13 protein-coding genes are annotated in these 16780 nt (G+C 44.5%); 12 read left to right on the plus strand and 1 reads right to left on the minus strand.

The genetic code is table 11. The annotated features are described in order from the left end of the window. Positions 1-6 precede the first annotated feature (6 nt). The 12 genes from ACFQ2J_RS13200 (at position 7) to ACFQ2J_RS13255 (ending at position 15657) form a co-directional block, all read left to right on the plus strand. Positions 7-1314, plus strand: a complete 1308-nt coding sequence (locus ACFQ2J_RS13200) for a UDP-glucose dehydrogenase family protein (RefSeq protein WP_386061215.1) — start codon at positions 7-9, stop codon at positions 1312-1314. Positions 1315-1476: 162 nt separating this feature from the next. Continuing rightward, positions 1477-2598 carry a glycosyltransferase gene (locus tag ACFQ2J_RS13205; RefSeq protein WP_386061217.1) on the plus strand — a complete coding sequence of 374 codons (1122 nt, stop codon included), beginning with the start codon at positions 1477-1479 and terminating at the stop codon, positions 2596-2598. A 16-nt stretch (positions 2599-2614) separates the two neighbouring features. Beyond that, positions 2615-3763, plus strand: coding sequence for a glycosyltransferase (locus tag ACFQ2J_RS13210; protein ID WP_386061220.1), 1149 nt, complete (start codon positions 2615-2617; stop codon positions 3761-3763). A 6-nt stretch (positions 3764-3769) separates the two neighbouring features. Continuing rightward, positions 3770-4549, plus strand: coding sequence for a glycosyltransferase family 2 protein (locus ACFQ2J_RS13215; RefSeq protein WP_386061222.1), 780 nt, complete (start codon positions 3770-3772; stop codon positions 4547-4549). A 56-nt stretch (positions 4550-4605) separates the two neighbouring features. Next, complete coding sequence (locus ACFQ2J_RS13220; RefSeq protein WP_386061225.1) at positions 4606-5382, plus strand: ABC transporter permease; 777 nt, start codon at positions 4606-4608, stop codon at positions 5380-5382. 49 nt (positions 5383-5431) lie between these two features. After that, complete coding sequence (locus ACFQ2J_RS13225; protein ID WP_386061228.1) at positions 5432-7078, plus strand: ABC transporter ATP-binding protein; 1647 nt, start codon at positions 5432-5434, stop codon at positions 7076-7078. 18 nt (positions 7079-7096) lie between these two features. After that, positions 7097-9031 (plus strand): glycosyltransferase, encoded by a 1935-nt coding sequence (locus ACFQ2J_RS13230; RefSeq protein WP_386061231.1) that lies wholly within the window; start codon positions 7097-7099, stop codon positions 9029-9031. Further along, the gene (locus ACFQ2J_RS13235) at positions 9024-9836 is read left to right on the plus strand and encodes a hypothetical protein (protein ID WP_386061233.1); all 813 of its coding nucleotides are present in this window, start codon (positions 9024-9026) and stop codon (positions 9834-9836) included. The genes ACFQ2J_RS13230 and ACFQ2J_RS13235 overlap by 8 nt, the downstream gene beginning before the upstream one ends. Next, the gene (locus ACFQ2J_RS13240; RefSeq protein ID WP_386061236.1) at positions 9829-11247 is read left to right on the plus strand and encodes an ATP-grasp fold amidoligase family protein; all 1419 of its coding nucleotides are present in this window, start codon (positions 9829-9831) and stop codon (positions 11245-11247) included. The genes ACFQ2J_RS13235 and ACFQ2J_RS13240 overlap by 8 nt, the downstream gene beginning before the upstream one ends. A gap of 35 nt (positions 11248-11282) precedes the next feature. Then, complete coding sequence (locus tag ACFQ2J_RS13245; RefSeq protein WP_386061239.1) at positions 11283-12899, plus strand: acylphosphatase; 1617 nt, start codon at positions 11283-11285, stop codon at positions 12897-12899. 39 nt (positions 12900-12938) lie between these two features. Further along, entirely contained in the window at positions 12939-14582 is a 1644-nt protein-coding gene (locus tag ACFQ2J_RS13250) for an acylphosphatase (protein WP_386061240.1), read from the plus strand. A gap of 40 nt (positions 14583-14622) precedes the next feature. Then, positions 14623-15657 (plus strand): CapA family protein, encoded by a 1035-nt coding sequence (locus ACFQ2J_RS13255; protein WP_386061243.1) that lies wholly within the window; start codon positions 14623-14625, stop codon positions 15655-15657. Positions 15658-15703: 46 nt separating this feature from the next. On the opposite strand, the gene ACFQ2J_RS13260 is transcribed toward ACFQ2J_RS13255, so the two are convergent. Beyond that, on the minus strand, positions 15704-16591 hold the full coding sequence (locus ACFQ2J_RS13260; protein ID WP_386061245.1) for a hypothetical protein: 888 nt from the start codon (positions 16589-16591) through the stop codon (positions 15704-15706). Positions 16592-16780: the final 189 nt, after the last annotated feature.

Raw genomic sequence — 16780 nt, forward strand, 5'->3', positions numbered from 1 at the left:
ATTCTTATGAACATAGCAGTAATCGGGACAGGATATGTGGGTCTCGTAACAGGTGTGTGCCTGTCAGATCTTGGCCACAATGTTACATGCATCGATATCGATGAAAAGAAAGTAGAAAAGCTGAATAATGGAAAGAGTCCGATTTATGAAGAAGGACTGGAAGAACTCCTCGAAAAGAACCTTCGACAGGAACGATTGACGTTTACGACAGATTACACAAGAGGGTTGGCACAAAAGCAGCTTGTCTACATCGCTGTCGGCACCCCGCAAGGAGATGATGGCTCCGCAGACTTGACGTATGTGAATGCAGCGTGTCGTGATATCGCTTCCCATCTTGAAAATGATGCAGTAATCGTAACGAAAAGTACCGTTCCAGTTGGTACGAACGAACATATAAAGGAAACGATTGAAGCCAACCTTGTTAACGACGTCTCTATTTCGGTCGCTTCCAACCCGGAGTTTCTCCGTCAGGGTTCAGCCGTACATGATACATTCCGCGGTGACAGGATTGTCATCGGTTCGAATGATGAAGAAGCGCTTGAACTCCTGGAGAAGGTCAATGCGGGCTTCCGATTGCCGATCGTCAAAACAGACTTGCGCAGTGCAGAGATGATCAAGTATGCATCCAACGCGTTCCTCGCGACGAAAATCAGCTTCATCAATGAGATGGCGAACCTCTCAGAGAAAATCGGCGCCAATATCGATCACGTAGCTAAAGGGATGGGTATGGATAAGCGGATCGGGGAAAGCTTTCTCAACGCTGGGATCGGCTTCGGTGGATCCTGTTTCCCGAAAGATACACGAGCGATCATCTCGATCGGCAGGAACGTTGAAAATGATATGCCGATTTTGGAAAATGTCGTTGACGTCAATGAGCGCCAGCGAAGCATCATCGTTGATAAGCTGCATAAACGGGTAACGGATCTGAGTAACAAGAAGGTAGCTGTCCTCGGTTTATCTTTCAAACCGAACACAGATGACATGCGCGAAGCACCGTCCATCGATGTCACGGAAAAGCTACTCGATAAAAACGCAGAAGTCGTTGCATACGACCCGGTCGCAACAGAGAATGCGAAGGAAGTCCTTTCGAATAAGGTCCACTACGCGACAAGTATCGAGAAAGCGGTACAGGATGCAGATGTTGCGATCATCCTGACAGAATGGAAAGAGATTAAGAACTTCCCGCTTCACGAATACAAAGCACGAATGAAAGAAGCGTTGGTCTTTGATGGAAGGAACTGCTTCACACTTGACCAGGTGAAGAATAGCGGAGTTGAATACCATTCAATCGGCCGTCCGGTCATTTATGGATAATAGAAAGAGTCTGGTGTTGTTGACACCGGACTTTTTTAATGGATTAATTATGACAAATTTCATCCTTATTGTAATCGTTCAGACAATTTATTTATAGAGTTTGCTATGGTATAATTCGTGAAGTATATTTGTGCTTTTTCGCGCAAGGAAGGCTGACATACAATGAAAAAGAAAAAAGTGCTTTTTTTCATTTATCAACTAGGTGCGGGCGGTGCAGCGCGCACAATTTTGAATATCGTCAACAACATGGATCGGGAAAAATTCACCCCGATTCTTGTCACATTGGATTATAATGGGAGTTATGAATCCTATTTGAATGAAGATGTGACCTTTTTCAAATTAAAAACAAAACGGCTCCGTTCTGCGATTCTTCCTTTGGCGAAAGTGATTCGCAGGCAGCGTCCGGATATAGTGTTCAGCACTATACCTAACTACAATACGATCGCGATCCTTGCGACGGTTCTTTCAGGAACAAGAGCGAAAAATGTCGTCCGCGAGGCAGCATACTTAGGTGGAACATTCACTTCCGATTTGAAGCTTCGTCTTTACGGGCTTCTTTATCGACGTGCCACAAGGGTTATCGCCCTTTCCCATGGGGTAAAGGATAATATCGTCAACCGTTATAAAGTGAAACGAGATAAAATCACGGTCATCTATAACCCTGTCGATCTCGACACGATCGAGGAGATGATCGATCGCGCACCACTTCCAGATGAGCATGAGCATATTTTCAATACAGAAGAAAAAGTGCTCATCACAGCAGGCCGGATGGTGAACGATAAAGACCACCATACATTATTAAGAGCATTCGCAAGAGTCAATGAAAAGATCAATGCTCGCCTCGTCATCCTTGGAGAAGGAGCACTCGAACAGGAGCTGAAGCAGCTTGCTGATCAACTCGGAATTGCAGATAAAGTATTTTTCCTAGGTTTCCAAACGAATCCTTATCTGTACTTCCATCATGCTGACGCCTTTGTCCTATCATCAAAACGAGAAGGGTTCGGTCATGTCCTTGCTGAAGCGCTAGCATCCGGTACTCCGGTCATTTCAACCAACTGTCGTCCCGGTGCTGTAGAAGTGCTAGATGATGGGGAATACGGTGAAATGTGTGAAGTTGGGAACGATAAGGATATGGCAGAAAAAATAACCAGTATCCTTACTCTACAAGAGGAAGATCGTGCTGCCATTGTCAGAAAAGGATACAAGCGAGCGAATGACTTTCATGCAGGCAAAATTGCCGGTGAATATGAAGCAATGTTCACAGAAACGATTGAACAGAAATAATAGAGGATGAGTATGTATGTCGATTCCAAAGCAGGTAGTGCACCTTACTACTGTCCATCACCCATTTGATCCAAGAATTTTCCATAAAGAATGCAAGTCTCTTCAACAGGCAGGCTATGATGTAACGCTGCTGGCACAACGGGACGAGAATGGCGGGGTGGCTGACAAGCCGATCCGTCATCTCCCTTTGAAAAAATACAAAAGCAAATGGAAGCGGATGATCTTCGGTACTTGGCAGGCATATCGCCAGGCCAAGCTGATCGATGCAGACGTGTACCACTTCCATGACCCGGAACTATTACCGGTAGGCTGGCTACTTAAAAAGAAAACAGACGCAGTCGTCATCTATGACGTGCACGAAGATTATTATACAAGTATTCTGCAGAAGGACTATATGAAACCAAACGTCAAGAAGGCGGTAGCCGCAGGCTATCGTTTGCTCGAAAAGCTTCTCTCGAAGAACATGGGAATTTGTCTGGCTGAGAAATACTATAAAGACACCCACCCGACTGGGACATGCGTCCTGAATTATCCTACTGTCAATGAGAAGTTTATCGAGCATACTCGCACAGGTGAAGCAGAAGATGCAGTCATCTATACCGGAAACGTGACAGAGGTGCGTGGAGCGCTCCTTCATGCCAAGCTTCCTGTCATCGATCCGTCATTATCGGTCCACTTTGTCGGCAAATGTCCAAGCCAACTCGCTGAAAAAATGTACGAGGTTGCCGGTCAGGAGAAAGACAGGCTGGATATCGAGGGGATCAATCGTTTCATCGAGAAAGAAGTGATCGAAGAGCGTTACCTCGGCAGGAATTGGCTGGCAGGAATTGCTTTGTTTCCGCCAACCGACCATTATATGAGAAAAGAATTGACCAAGTTCTTCGAATACATGAATGCCGGTCTTCCGGTCATTTGCTCAGACTTCCCGGTTTGGAAAGACTTTATCGAAAAGCACCAGTGCGGAATCGCGGTCGATCCATACGATGATCAGGCCGTCCGCGAAGCGATCGATTATCTGCGCACCCATCCGGAAGAAGCGAAGGTCATGGGCGAAAACGGCAAAAAGGCCGTCATGGAAGAATTGAATTGGAATACCCAGGAACAGATACTGCTTCGCTGGTATGAGTCATTGCTTGATGAAAAGCCGGCGGGGATGGAAGGTTAGGATAGGATGGTAGAAACTCAGGATCCACTTGTTTCTGTGATCACCCCAGCGTATAACGCAGAACGTTTCATCAAAGAAACGATGCAATCGGTCATCGATCAGACGTTCACCAATTGGGAGATGGTCATCGTCGACGATCGATCACAGGATCGGACAGTGGAATATGTAAAAGAATATCAGCAGCAAGATGAGCGCATCCGCCTGATCGTGCTGGAAGAGAATTCTGGCTCTGCGGTCGCACGTAACACGGCCATCCGTGAAGCACGAGGACGCTACTTGGCTTTTCTGGATAGCGACGACCTCTGGTTGCCGCAAAAATTGGAGCACCAACTGGCATTCATGCAGGAAAAGGACATCGCTTTTTCCTTCACGAAATACCGAAGAATGGAAGAAGACGGAACGGATACGAATGCCGTTACGAACGCTCCTTCGACAGTAGATTACAATTCCCTGATGAAACGTTGTGTCATTGGCTGCCTTACCGTCATGCTCGACACAGAAAAGACGGGGAACGTAGAGATGGTCAACATCCGCACGCGCCAGGATTATGCGCTGTGGCTCGACCTGACAAGACGTGGCTTCCTGGCGCATGGGCTTCCGGAAGTGCTCTCGAGATATCGTGTCGTCGGTGGATCGATTTCCAGTAACAAATGGAAAGCTGCCAAACAGAACTGGCGAGTATTCCGTCATGTCGAGAAGCAGAGCTTGCTCAAAAGCATCTGGTATTTTGCCCATTACGCGATACTTTCAATCAGAGATGTCATCAAATATAGATTTTCACAATAACTTGGTTGGATCCCTCAGATTCAATCGTATGAAATTGGACGGTGTCATGTTTAGTTATGAAAACATATTTGCAGGAAATGCTTAAACGTAAGGACTTATTGATTTATCTTGTCAAATCCGGACTGAAGGCGGAGCACCGGAACAGCTACCTCGGTTATTTCTGGTGGCTGCTGGACCCGCTTTTGAATGTTCTGGTCTACTACTTCCTTGTAGTAGTAATTCTTCAAAGAGGTGACGAAAACTATCCGCTGTTCCTCGTAATCGGTCTGGTTGCATGGCGTTGTATCAGTTCTACGATCAACTCATCTGCGAAGTCGATTACAAGGTACAGTTCCATCATTAATCAAGTTTACTTACCGAAGTCTTTATTTCCGTTGTCATTTACACTGACTCAGTTATTCAACTTCGCATTCGGTTTAGTAGTAGTTGCGATCTTCCTTGCTATATATGGAGTAATGCCTGATTGGCATGTCTTTTACCTTCCAGGGATAGTTATCGTACAGACTGCTTTCTTATTAGGCTTAGGTATGATATTAGGATATATAACGGTATTTGTAAGAGATATCGACAACCTGTTATCGTATGTCATCAGGATTTTCTTCTATGCATCACCAATCATTTGGCAAGGTGGCATGGCTCCAGAGGGATATGGTTGGGTAGTAGCCATCAATCCAATCGCAATCATCGTCGAATCATACCGGGATGTATTGATGCATGGTGCTAATCCTGATTTCATAGGATTGGGAATCATTTTCGTATTGTCACTGTTCGCGATCGTATTCATGCTTCGCTATTACAGCAATCATGAACATAAGATCATCAAGGCACTGTAAGCTATTTTGATTTACTGAAGCAATCATCAATAAAAAGAGGGTTTTTGAATTGCCTAACCAAAATGAACGAACATCATCGGATAAAGTAATCAGAGCGAAGAATGTCGGTGTATCTTTTTACACTGGCCATAAAGACGATATCAAATCCAGGGTATTCCGCATGTTCAAAGAGCGGGGTGTGAGCAAGAAGAAGAAATTCTGGCCACTGGAGGATATCGATTTCGACGGTATCCAAGGGGAAATCCTTGGCATCATCGGTTCGAATGGTGCAGGGAAAACGACGCTCAGCAAAATCATCGCAGGCATTCTCGAGGCAGACCGCGGGGATATCAAGGTGGACGGGAAAGTGACCGCCTTGTTTTCCTTTGGGATGGGGTTCAATAAGGAACTGACTGGTGAAGAGAACGTCTACCTGAACGGAATGATGCTCGGAATCGATAAGAAGTTGATCGATACGTATATCAAGGACATCCATGAATTTTCGGATATTGGAGAATTCTTCTATCAACCGATGAAATACTATTCTTCGGGTATGAAGGCACGTCTAGGCTTCAGTGTTGCTGCTCACTTGCAGCCGGAAATCCTGATCCTGGATGAAGCACTCAATACCGGAGATGCGAAGTTCAGTAAGAAAGCAGCCGAGAAGATGAAGGAACTTGTCGAGCAGGCGAAAATGGTCATCATCGTTACGCACAGTTTAAGATACGCTCAGCGCAACTGTGATCGGCTGATGTGGATTGACGGTGGAAAGGTCCGTGAAATCGGAGACCCTAAGCAGGTTGTCGAGAATTATAAAGCAACCGTACCAAAACGACCGCCACGTAAATTCCGTAACCTTCAACTTGAGAAGACTGAAACTGAAGTGAAAGATGAGGCCATCATCAAAGCGGATAACGTCGGTGTTTCTTTCAAACTGAAAGATAAAGATTTCTGGGCATTGAAAAATGTCAGTTTTGAAATCAAAGAAGGAGAAGTCGTCGGTATCATCGGTCATAACGGTGCCGGTAAAAGTACTTTATGTAAAGTACTAACAAAAATCCTCGCACCTGATGAAGGCGCCATCGAACTGAACGGTGAAACATCTGCCCTGCTCGGTTATGGGACAGGATTCAATGCACACCTTAGCGGAGAGGATAACATCTACCTCAATGCGATGCTGCTTGGAATTCCGAAGAAGAGAGTAGATGAAAAATATGATGAAATCGTTGAATTTTCCGGCTTAGGAGAAAAAATCAAAAAGCCGGTCAAAGATTTATCCAGTGGTATGAAAGCTCGACTTGGCTTTAGCATTGCAGCTATCCTGAAACCGGATATTTTCATTATTGATGAAGCTCTTTCCACAGGTGACATGGCTTTCAAACAGAAAGCAAGTGAACGGATCCAGGATATGATGGAGCGGGCGAAAGCGGTCATCATCGTATCGCACAGCCTCTCGTTCATCGAACAGATTTGTACGCGTGGCATCTGGATGGAAAAGGGTCAGGTGAAATTCGATGGCAGTGCAGAAGAAGCGGTTGCCAAATACCGTGAATCTCAAGGTGTAACAAACAAAAATCCTAAGGGTGCTATAAAGAAAAAGAATAACGCTAAAGGCACCGCTACTAAAAATCCTGGACAAGCAAAAGGTACGACCAATAGAGCAAAGGCTGCAAGCAAGCCCGCTCAGCCTGAGAAAGCGGCGAATAAGAATGAATAGGTTACTGGTGGTGAAGAAATGTTGCGAATCCTGAAAAAAGTGCTATCCGGTCCAATGGACTGGGTGCTCTACACTGTATTAAACGAAAAACAACGAAAAAAGCTTGGAGACCTTCTTTCTGATCGTCAAAAACAGCGACTGAAAGAAATTCTTCATGGAAAAAAAGCGTTGCAGCGAAAGCATTTGCGACAGTTGAAGCACCACCTGTATAACTTAGGCTTTACAGAACGCGCACTTGCAGAATTGGAGGCATTCCATCAGGAAACGGATGATGCTGATATCAAGCGCTTGGCTGCCTGGGAACTCGTCTTATGGCATGCCAATAAGTATTCAGATGAAGGAGCAGAGACAGCCCTAGTCTATTTAAAAGAAGCTGAAAAGAATGAAAGTGGTGCGGATCAACTGAGGCGCATCGCTATTCTTAAAGCAGAGTGTTACGACCAATTGAACCAAGAGAATCAAGGAAAGCAAGTACTCCAGGAAATGCTTGAGAAACAGCAGCACCCGGATCTATATTTAGCTATGGCAAACTTGGAAGCGAACATTGAAGACCGCTTGGATTGGATCAACAAGGCGATGGAAGCCTATGAGCTGCAGCCTATTTCGTTTGCAGCCAAACAGGACCCTGTCTATGACGATTTGATGACCATCCCTTCAGGAGAAAAAGTAGCGGATGGCCCCTTAGTAACAGTTATTTTACCTGCATTCAAAGCAGAAGATGGAATCAAGACAGCAATCGATTCGATTCTTTCTCAGACGTGGCAGAACCTGGAGTTGATTGTCGTAGACGACTGCAGTCCGGACGAAACAAGACAAGTGGCAGAAGCCTATACAGCGAAGGACAAACGAGTAAAACTTCTCGCTACTCCTCAGAATAGCGGTCCTTATGTCGCTCGTAACATTGCATTGCAGGCTGCAAAAGGGGAGTTCATCACGATCAATGACTCAGACGACTGGTCCCATGAGCAGAAGATTGAAAAACAGGCGCGTCACTTGATGGACAATCCATCGATCATTGCAAATACTTCAGAGCATGCAAGATTGACCGAAGACCTGAAGCTGTACCGCAGAGGCACACCAGGTAAATATATTTTCCCGAACATGTCGTCAATCATGTTCAGGAGAGAACCGGTCCTTGAAAAGGTTGGCTATTGGGACAGTGTACGTTTCGCGGCAGATGGTGAATTCAAGCGTCGCTTACTGAGAACGTTCGGGAAAGATAAATACGTCGATTTGAAAACAGGTCCGTTATCACTTCCACGCCAGTCTGTCACTTCCCTGACAGGAAGCTCTGCGTTCGGATACAACGGATTTTTCAAAGGTGTCAGAAAAGAGTACGTCGAAAGTCTGGAGCATCATCATAAACAGGCAGAAAGTCTCTTTTACCCTTACCCACAAGGGAATCGTCCATTCCCAGTACCTGAGCCGATGTGGCCAGAGCGGGAAGAGAAGCAAGATGGGAAACGTCTATTTGAACGAGTAATCGCAGCCGACTTCCGTATGCTGAATGAAGCAGACCTGCAGCAGGTAACAGAATTGATCAAGCATACGAGAGGGCGAGTAGGTCTTATTCAGATGTATGGCTATGACATAAGTATTACGAAACCGATTATGGAAGAAGTAAGAAGGCAGATGGATGGCAAGCAGGTTCAAATGCTTGTGTACGGGGAAAAGGTGCAAGCGAATGAACTCATCGTTCTTGATGCTACTGTGCTGGAGGACAAGCAGCAGTATATTCCTGAATTGACCGTCGATAGCATCCGCGTGCTTGCTCCTAATTCGAGCGAGAGGAAATTGAAAGAGTCTGCTCTTCATCTTCACCAGTATTTTGGTAGTAAAGGTACATGGTACGTAGATAATAATACTGAACTATCTAGTGACACACGTGAACTGCTAGGAGAAGTGATCCAACTGCAATCCTGGATGAAACAAGGGTTGAATCAACATGACTGAAGCCAGACAGCGCGATTATTCAGAGGAATACCGTCGACTTCAGGAAGACCTGCAAAAGGTGGAAGAAGATCGGATAGCAAGTGAGAAGAAACTGGAAGCCCGTAAACGGGAATGGAAGTCAGTGCAAACCAGTAACCTGTTCAAGCTTGTAACAGCAGCGAAGCAGTTGAAGCATTCCCTGCTATCACCTAAGGAAGAGCGCAATTATGAACAATCGGATCAGGAGTGCGAGCGAGCAATACTGACCCCGGAAGTAGTCCTTGCATCGGATTTCAGTCTTCAACCCGATCAGCTAGCGTCCGTCATCGAAGAAATCAACGTGAACCAGCAAATAGGGTTACGTACGGCTTTATTACATTTTTCAACCAGAGCCATCGATCCGACCATCGCTTCACTCCTTGATGAATATGAAGGCGTTGTAATCCTTCGCCCAAGAGATGAAGTGACTTGTCAGTTGTTACTTATCCATCATCCGAATGTGTTGGAGAAACCTATTGCAAAACTCCCTCATATCAAACCAGAGATTGTCAAAGTAGTGATGGAGACCGCTCCGAACGATCAAGCGGGGGGCTATTCCTTAAGGAAAGTCTCAAGAAACCTCCTGGATGTAGCAGATAAACGTGCCAGATGGTACCCATATGATGAGACAGTGAAAGCTGCCATCCATAATTGGGACCACCGCGATTTGAGATATATCAAGCTTTCTTACAATACCTGGGTAAATAACCAAGGAAAATCCAATTACAGCATGTATCTGGATGAATCCCTGATCACCAAAACGGAAGGAGCCGAGGGCATTGACTGAAAAAGAAAAAGAGCAGACGGACGCACAATCCCCTCTCTCCCATGAGACTCAGGAAATCATCGAAGACATGATGGAGACAGAAGCGAAGATTGCTAAGAAACAAGAGCAGATTAAGCAGAACAAGAAAGAAATGAAGCAGATCGAAAAAAGTAATCTATGGAAGAAGAGCACCCTCTTTCGAAAGTTGAAGCGGCTGTTCACCAATCAGACAAAACATGACCGAACGATGAAACTGGAGTTACTTAAGGAAGAATACGATACCCTTCGTAAGGAACTGGAAGAGACCAAAGAGAAGCTGCAGCAAACGCTTCTTGATGACCGAATACTTAAAACTACTGACTTACAAAAAGCAGTCAGGCATCAAAAGAAGGAAGGGAATCTCCCTGCATACGTCAGATCGATTACACAACAGAAGCGTCAGCACGACAGAAACTACAAGGACGCTCTCCAATTCGCAGCGAGAACATTCATGAACGAAAAGGAAGCATACCGGAACCTTGTTTACGCAGATGTGCTGGAATCTTTAAGAATCGAAGAGATTCCTGAGTTCATTGTTCGCGCAGGGCTGACAGACGATCCACTGCCGCTAACATCTGCAGCAACCTTTAGGGGGAGCCTGACGATGCGAATGCGAAAGCAGCAGCTAACTGGTCCCTTGCCCGAAATGCTGCTAGACCATAAACAGACGGCATATCGTTTTATGGAGCAATTGAACGTCCGAGCACCTTGGTCATCATCAGAGATCTACTCGATCGACAATCTGCCGATCCGGGAAGGAATTGTCATCAAACCGGAAGACGGTGCAGGGTCAAGAGGGGTTTATCTTGTATATGACTTAGATGATATAATAGATATCAAACACTCGAAGATGCTCGAAAACTGGCAGGCACTTATTGAAAGTATGCAGGCAGACCTGGAGTCTGGACGTGTAGAGAACGATCGTTGGTACATGGAAGAATTGATTTTAGAGAACATAGAAACCCGAGCACCAGCACGTGATGTGAAATTCTACTGCTTTTATGGAAAAGTTGGTCTTATTTTAGAAATTATCCGTTTTCCTGAAACGAGGTACAGCTGGTGGACAGCAGATGGAGATAGAATCCGCACAGGTAAATATGACGATGATCTGTTCATCGGAACAGGTGTCACACAAGCAGAAGTGGGAATGGCCGCTTCAATCAGCACCCACATCCCTGCTCCGTTCATGCGAATCGATTTTCTTAGAGAAGCGGAAGGGCTCGTGTTCGGCGAATTCACTCCAAAACCGGGGAACTATGATGAATTCGACGAAAAGACAGATCGGTGGATGGGAGAACTGTTTCTTGAAGCAGAAGAACGCCTGATGAAGGACCTTCTTGAAGGTAAGAAGTTTATGGAATATGACAAATTAAAGGGACATCTACTTCCATAAAGGAAGTGTGCTTAGAGTTTTAGGAGGAAAAACTGATGGACGAGAATAACACAGAATGGCTGCCGCACTTATCCAATGAAATCGTTTCGGCAGCGCACGGCAATCTGCTTGATGCGTATGCAGTTTCATTAGAAGGCTGGCGACGTGGCCTTAAGTTGAGATGGCATGTAAAGGACTCTGAGAAATTCAGTGAGATGCGGACATGGTTTGTCGATCGACCAGGTCAACTATTCTCTTTGAGTTCAGAAGAGAAGACCCATTACTTCTTCAGGACCAGAGGCGACTTGGTGGCCAATGACGCAGTCGATATTGGTAAAGATAAAGAACGTACGAAGGCTGTATTGAAAGACGCTGGGGTTTCAGTCCCGGAAGGAAAACAGTTCCAAGAACACGTTCAGGATGAAGAAATCATCCAGTACGCCAACAAGCTTGGTTACCCAGTTGTGCTTAAGCCTACAGATGGAAGCTTCGGACGAGGTGTAATTTCCAATGTCACGAGTGAAGGAGAACTTCGTTACTCATTGGAGTATGTCCGGAAAGAGCTCGATTTTCCAGATGTAATCGTTGAACGTTATATACCAGGACCTGAGTATCGGTTGTATGTAGTCGGTGATGAAGTTGTCGGAGCTATGAACCGTGTACCGGCGAATGTAGTCGGTGATGGTGTGAATTCCGTTCAGGCATTGATTGAAATGAAGAATGAAGAACGTGCCTTGAACCCCAGACTTGTCAGCTGTCCCATCGAAATGACTCAGGACGTTGTAGATTACATGGGAAGAAAAGGGTACACCCTTGATATGGTCCCTGATAAAGGCCAGCAAATCTTCCTGAGTGATAAAAGTAATATTTCTTTAGGCGGCGATCCAGTGGATGTACTAGAGGAACTCCCTGCTAACATCAAACAATTGGCAGTAGATGCCATCAAAGCTGTACCTGGACTGGTTCATGGAGCTGTCGATCTTATTACTCATGAAGAAGAGAAGAAAGGCTACATCATCGAGTTGAACCCTACTGCACAAATCGGTGGGCTTCTGTACCCGATAAAAGGGACACCGAGAGACATACCTGCTGCCATCATCGATTACTACTTCCCTGAGACGAAAGGGAAAGATCGGAATGATACGTTCTTCGATTTTCATGATGTGCTCGATCCTTTGCAATCAAGAGATGCTATTTCAACGACAGTTACTCCTTCCCCACAAGGCAAAGTTTTTGCCAAAAAATATATTGTTAGTGGCAATGTCGGAGATATCGGTTATCATCGAGGACTTCGGAAACAAGCCTTTGAGCGTGAACTTCACGGATTCGTAATGTCGATGGAGAATGGTGATATCGAGGTTGTCGTTGCAGGTACGGATCCTGCCATGGTGGATGATTTCAAGAACGGCCTTTTTGAAGATGAAGAAAGAGCACAGGTCATCGAGTTGCAGGAAGAAGATTATCCTGAGCCGATAAAGGTAGGCTTTGAAATAAAAGCAGATTTGAAGACTCAGATTGAAGAACTGAAGATCCTTCGCAATGAACTAGAGGTTACGGAACGGGAAATGATGAAAGCCGAAGTGCAACGTAGGAAGTTTTATGAAAGCATGTCCTGGAAAGCTACCAAGCCGATACGAGTGGCTGGAGCAATCTTCAAGAAAGTCAGGTCATGACACGCACACAGGAATGGAACGGTGTAGGAGGAATAGATAATGAGTGAGCAGCAGGGAATCAGTCTTCCCCAACTTACGAATGATATTGTAAAGAATGCGAGAAAGACAAGGTTGGATGCGTTTGCCGTAGCTTTGGAAGGGTGGCGCAGAGGCCTGAAGCTTAAATGGTACACGAAGGATTCAGAGTATTATAAGGATATGATCATCTTCGGGGTCAACCCACCGGGAAGACTCTTTTCTCTAAGCTCAGATCAACAGACGCACTTTTTCTTCCGTACTCGTGGAGATATCGTTGCAAATGAAGCGGTGGAAGTAGCGTCAGAAAAAGATGATACAAAGGTAGTTCTGGAGAACGCAGGTGTGCCTGTTCCGAAAGGAAAAGGATTTGAGCCAGATGCGACAGACGAAGAAATCATCGCATTCAGTAAGACATTGGACTACCCTTTGGTTTTGAAACCGACGAATGCCAGTCTTGGTAACGGTGTAGTGACCAATATCCGAAGTGACGAACAATTTCTGAAAGCGATAAATTATGTCAGACATGAACTCAATTATGACGAAGTGATCGTCGAACAACATGTAGATGGCAAAGAGTACCGTGTCTATGTGGTAGATGATAATGTAATCGCTGCATACAACCGTGTTCCTGCCAACATCATCGGTGATGGCGAGCACACAATTGAAGAACTTATCGCTCTGAATAACCAGCAGAGGAAGAAAAACGCACGTCTTAACAGCTGTCTCATCCATATCGACACGGAAATCCTTGAGTTCATACAATCGGCAGGCTATACATTGGAAAGTGTCCCTGAGAAAGGGGAGCAGATTTTCCTTAGAGAGAAGACGAACGTATCTTCCGGTGGTGACCCGATTGATGTGACTGATACCATCGATCCCGAACTGAAGCAAATTGCCATCGACGCAATCAAGGCAGTACCAGGTTTACATCACGGTGGTGTAGATATCATCGTCAATGAAAATCGTTCCATGGAAGCAGCTGGTGTGGTCATCGAGCTCAATCCTACTGCACAAATCGGTGGTGCACTATTCCCCATTAAAGGGAAAGCACGTGATATTCCGGCTGCCATCATCGATTATTACTTCCCTGAAACGAAGGGAATGGATACGAGCAAATCAAAGATATACTTTGATCTGATCAACATCCTTGAACCATTGGAGAACAGGGCAGCATTGGAAGTCGAAGTATCACCTGCACCAATGGGGAAATTGTACGCTAAGAAATTCACCGTGCATGGAACGGTTCAACGTAATAGCTATCATCGCTGGCTGAAGCAGAAAGCGATCGAAAGAAACCTGCACGGATACGTAAAGAACAATGTATTTGATGAAATAGAAATTGTCGTTGCCGGAACTGATCGAAGCACGATTTCTGAATTCAAATCATTGATTTCTCAATATCCTCAGAACTCGAAAGTAAGAAAGATTGAGGAAGAGAATTATGATGAACCGGTGACGATCGGGTTCGAAATCGCTGAGCAATATAATACTACCAATATCAAATCTGTCCAATATGCGTTAAGAAAGATGGATAAAGATTTGAAACACCTGACGAAAATGAAGAACAGGATCCAGAAAGATAACCAGCATATCCTGAACAGTACATCATGGAAATTCACCAAACCACTTCGCAGTGCTGGAGCAGTATTGAAAAACAGAAAATGAGTTTTCATAAGTAAGAAATAAATGCAAAGTGGGGATTGATTTGTCTCAAATAAGTTTGGCAGCTACTGGCGATGTATTACTACATTCCAGAGTGTACCGGTTATGTAAAACAAAAAAAGGGTATGAGTTCAAAGGTAAAATGAGTGCTGCGAAAGAATTGCTGAGTTCTGCTGATCTTTCGATTGTTAATCTGGAAGCAATTGTGGCAGGGGAAGAGATAGGATTAAGCTCTTTCCCGACTTTCAACAACCCGGTCGAACTGGCACAGACGTTGAAGGACTTCGGTACGGATATTGTCACGAATTCGAATAATCACGCATTGGACTTTGGGGAAGAGGGAGCACTTCGTTCCATTCAGAACCTTGAAGCGATCGGACTGGATTATGTCGGCTCACATAAGTCTAAAAAAGACCGCAGTACCTTTAGGGTCATCGAGCGCAAGGGTATCAAATGTGCTCTGTTATCCTTCAGTGCTGTCAGTTTAGGGAACCAGCCACCAAAAGGCAAAGAGTTTCTGTTGAACAGAATTAAGAGTTCGACGAAAAGTTTGCGTCTGGAAATCGAAAAGCTGAAAAAAGAGCACAAGCCAGATGTCATTATCGTTTCCCTGCATTTTGGGAAAGAGTATGCACTTTATCCAGGTGGTGCACAACAAGAGTTGGCCTCTTCCGTCTCGGATTGTGGTGCAGATATCATCATTGGCCACCATCCTCATGTACTTCAGCCAGCAGAGTGGATTACCAATTCCAGAGGTAAAAGAACATTTGTCATCTACTCACTTGGAAACTTCTACTCTGGCCAAAAGGGGTTGTACCGTCAAATTGGAGGCTCTCTTCATCTGGATATCAAAAAGCATTCGAAAAATCCCGGTGACATAAGCATTGAAAAGCCAAGGCTGCATCTTACGTATGTAGATGCAAGTAAAGAGAGTGGCTTCCAAATGCATTCTTTTCTCGAATATATCAAACGAAATCCTTATATAAAGACAGATCATGACGTATTCGACTCGATCGAGGTTTATAGTGAACTTTCCAATCGTTTTAAAAAGTGGATGCCTGAAATAGAGTTGAAATAATCAAATGGAAAAGCCGTCTTCCTTATGAAGACGGCTTTATTTGTATTCATGATTTTCTTTTTATCGATCCAGCAAGCTTCCGAAGTGGTTTTGTAAGTACCCAGGAAGAGCTCTCTTCCATCGATTTCAATTGCTTCTTTAAATGTTTGTTTTGTTTTGCGGTTAATTCTCTGATGCTTTCTTTGCTCTCATAGTCGGCTAGCTTTTTAACGAGCTCTTGGTAATCATTTTTCAGCTCACTGAACTTATTCAGTAAATGTTCATTTGTTTTATTGGCTGGTGCTTTCATAGATTTGTAATCGACTATATGGAAACCTTGTGCAATGGGGGTTTGTCTGGACTTTGCCTTTATAGTTGCCCCTGGATACTGATCCATGACTACCTCTTTCATTTTTGTTGAGAAATTAGCAATAGTTGCCTCATTCCCTCCAACCACGATTGCGGTATCACCACTTTTCAACGCCTTGATATAGCCATTGATATTACAACTATATGCAAGCTGCCTCACTTGCTCAGCCAGATCTTGGCTGTAGTTGATATTTGTAAGCAGATAGCGTTTTAAAAGGACAGGTGATTCAGGAAAGCTGGCAAGTTCAATTCCAACTGCAGTCTGGTTAATTAAAGTTTCGTAAAGGGAATGGAAGTCAATATAAAGCTTCTTTCCCTCTTCCATTGAATGGTCTTTATAATCAGGAAAATAGAAATCAATCAGTTGCGAAGGGGTATTCCAGTCATTTCCCTGGGGTGACAGAAGGTTGTTGGTGGAGAACGGTTGAGTATTCGTCCCATCACTTAGTGTGAAATTGAGTTCACCAACATCATTCAAATATATATAGATGTCGAGGCCTCTTCTCCACGCTTCCAGAATAACGCCGGGAGCATTGAGGATCTTTTCATCAATGCTATCAGAGTGGACATTTTTCAACAGGTCCAATGAGTTGTTCTTCATAATTTTTTCCTTTCTATTAGGAGAATCTATCCATGAACTCATTCTATCATACTAGCTTTATTAAAACGTATAGATTATACACGTAATCGATAGATAAAGAGGATTAGTTGCTTTCAAAATCAAGCTACATGTATACTGATTACAACTATGACGGTGATTTAGTTCCACACATTG

The organism is Thalassobacillus hwangdonensis, from assembly GCF_042675915.1.
Lineage (GTDB): Bacteria > Bacillota > Bacilli > Bacillales > Halobacillaceae > Thalassobacillus_A > Thalassobacillus_A hwangdonensis.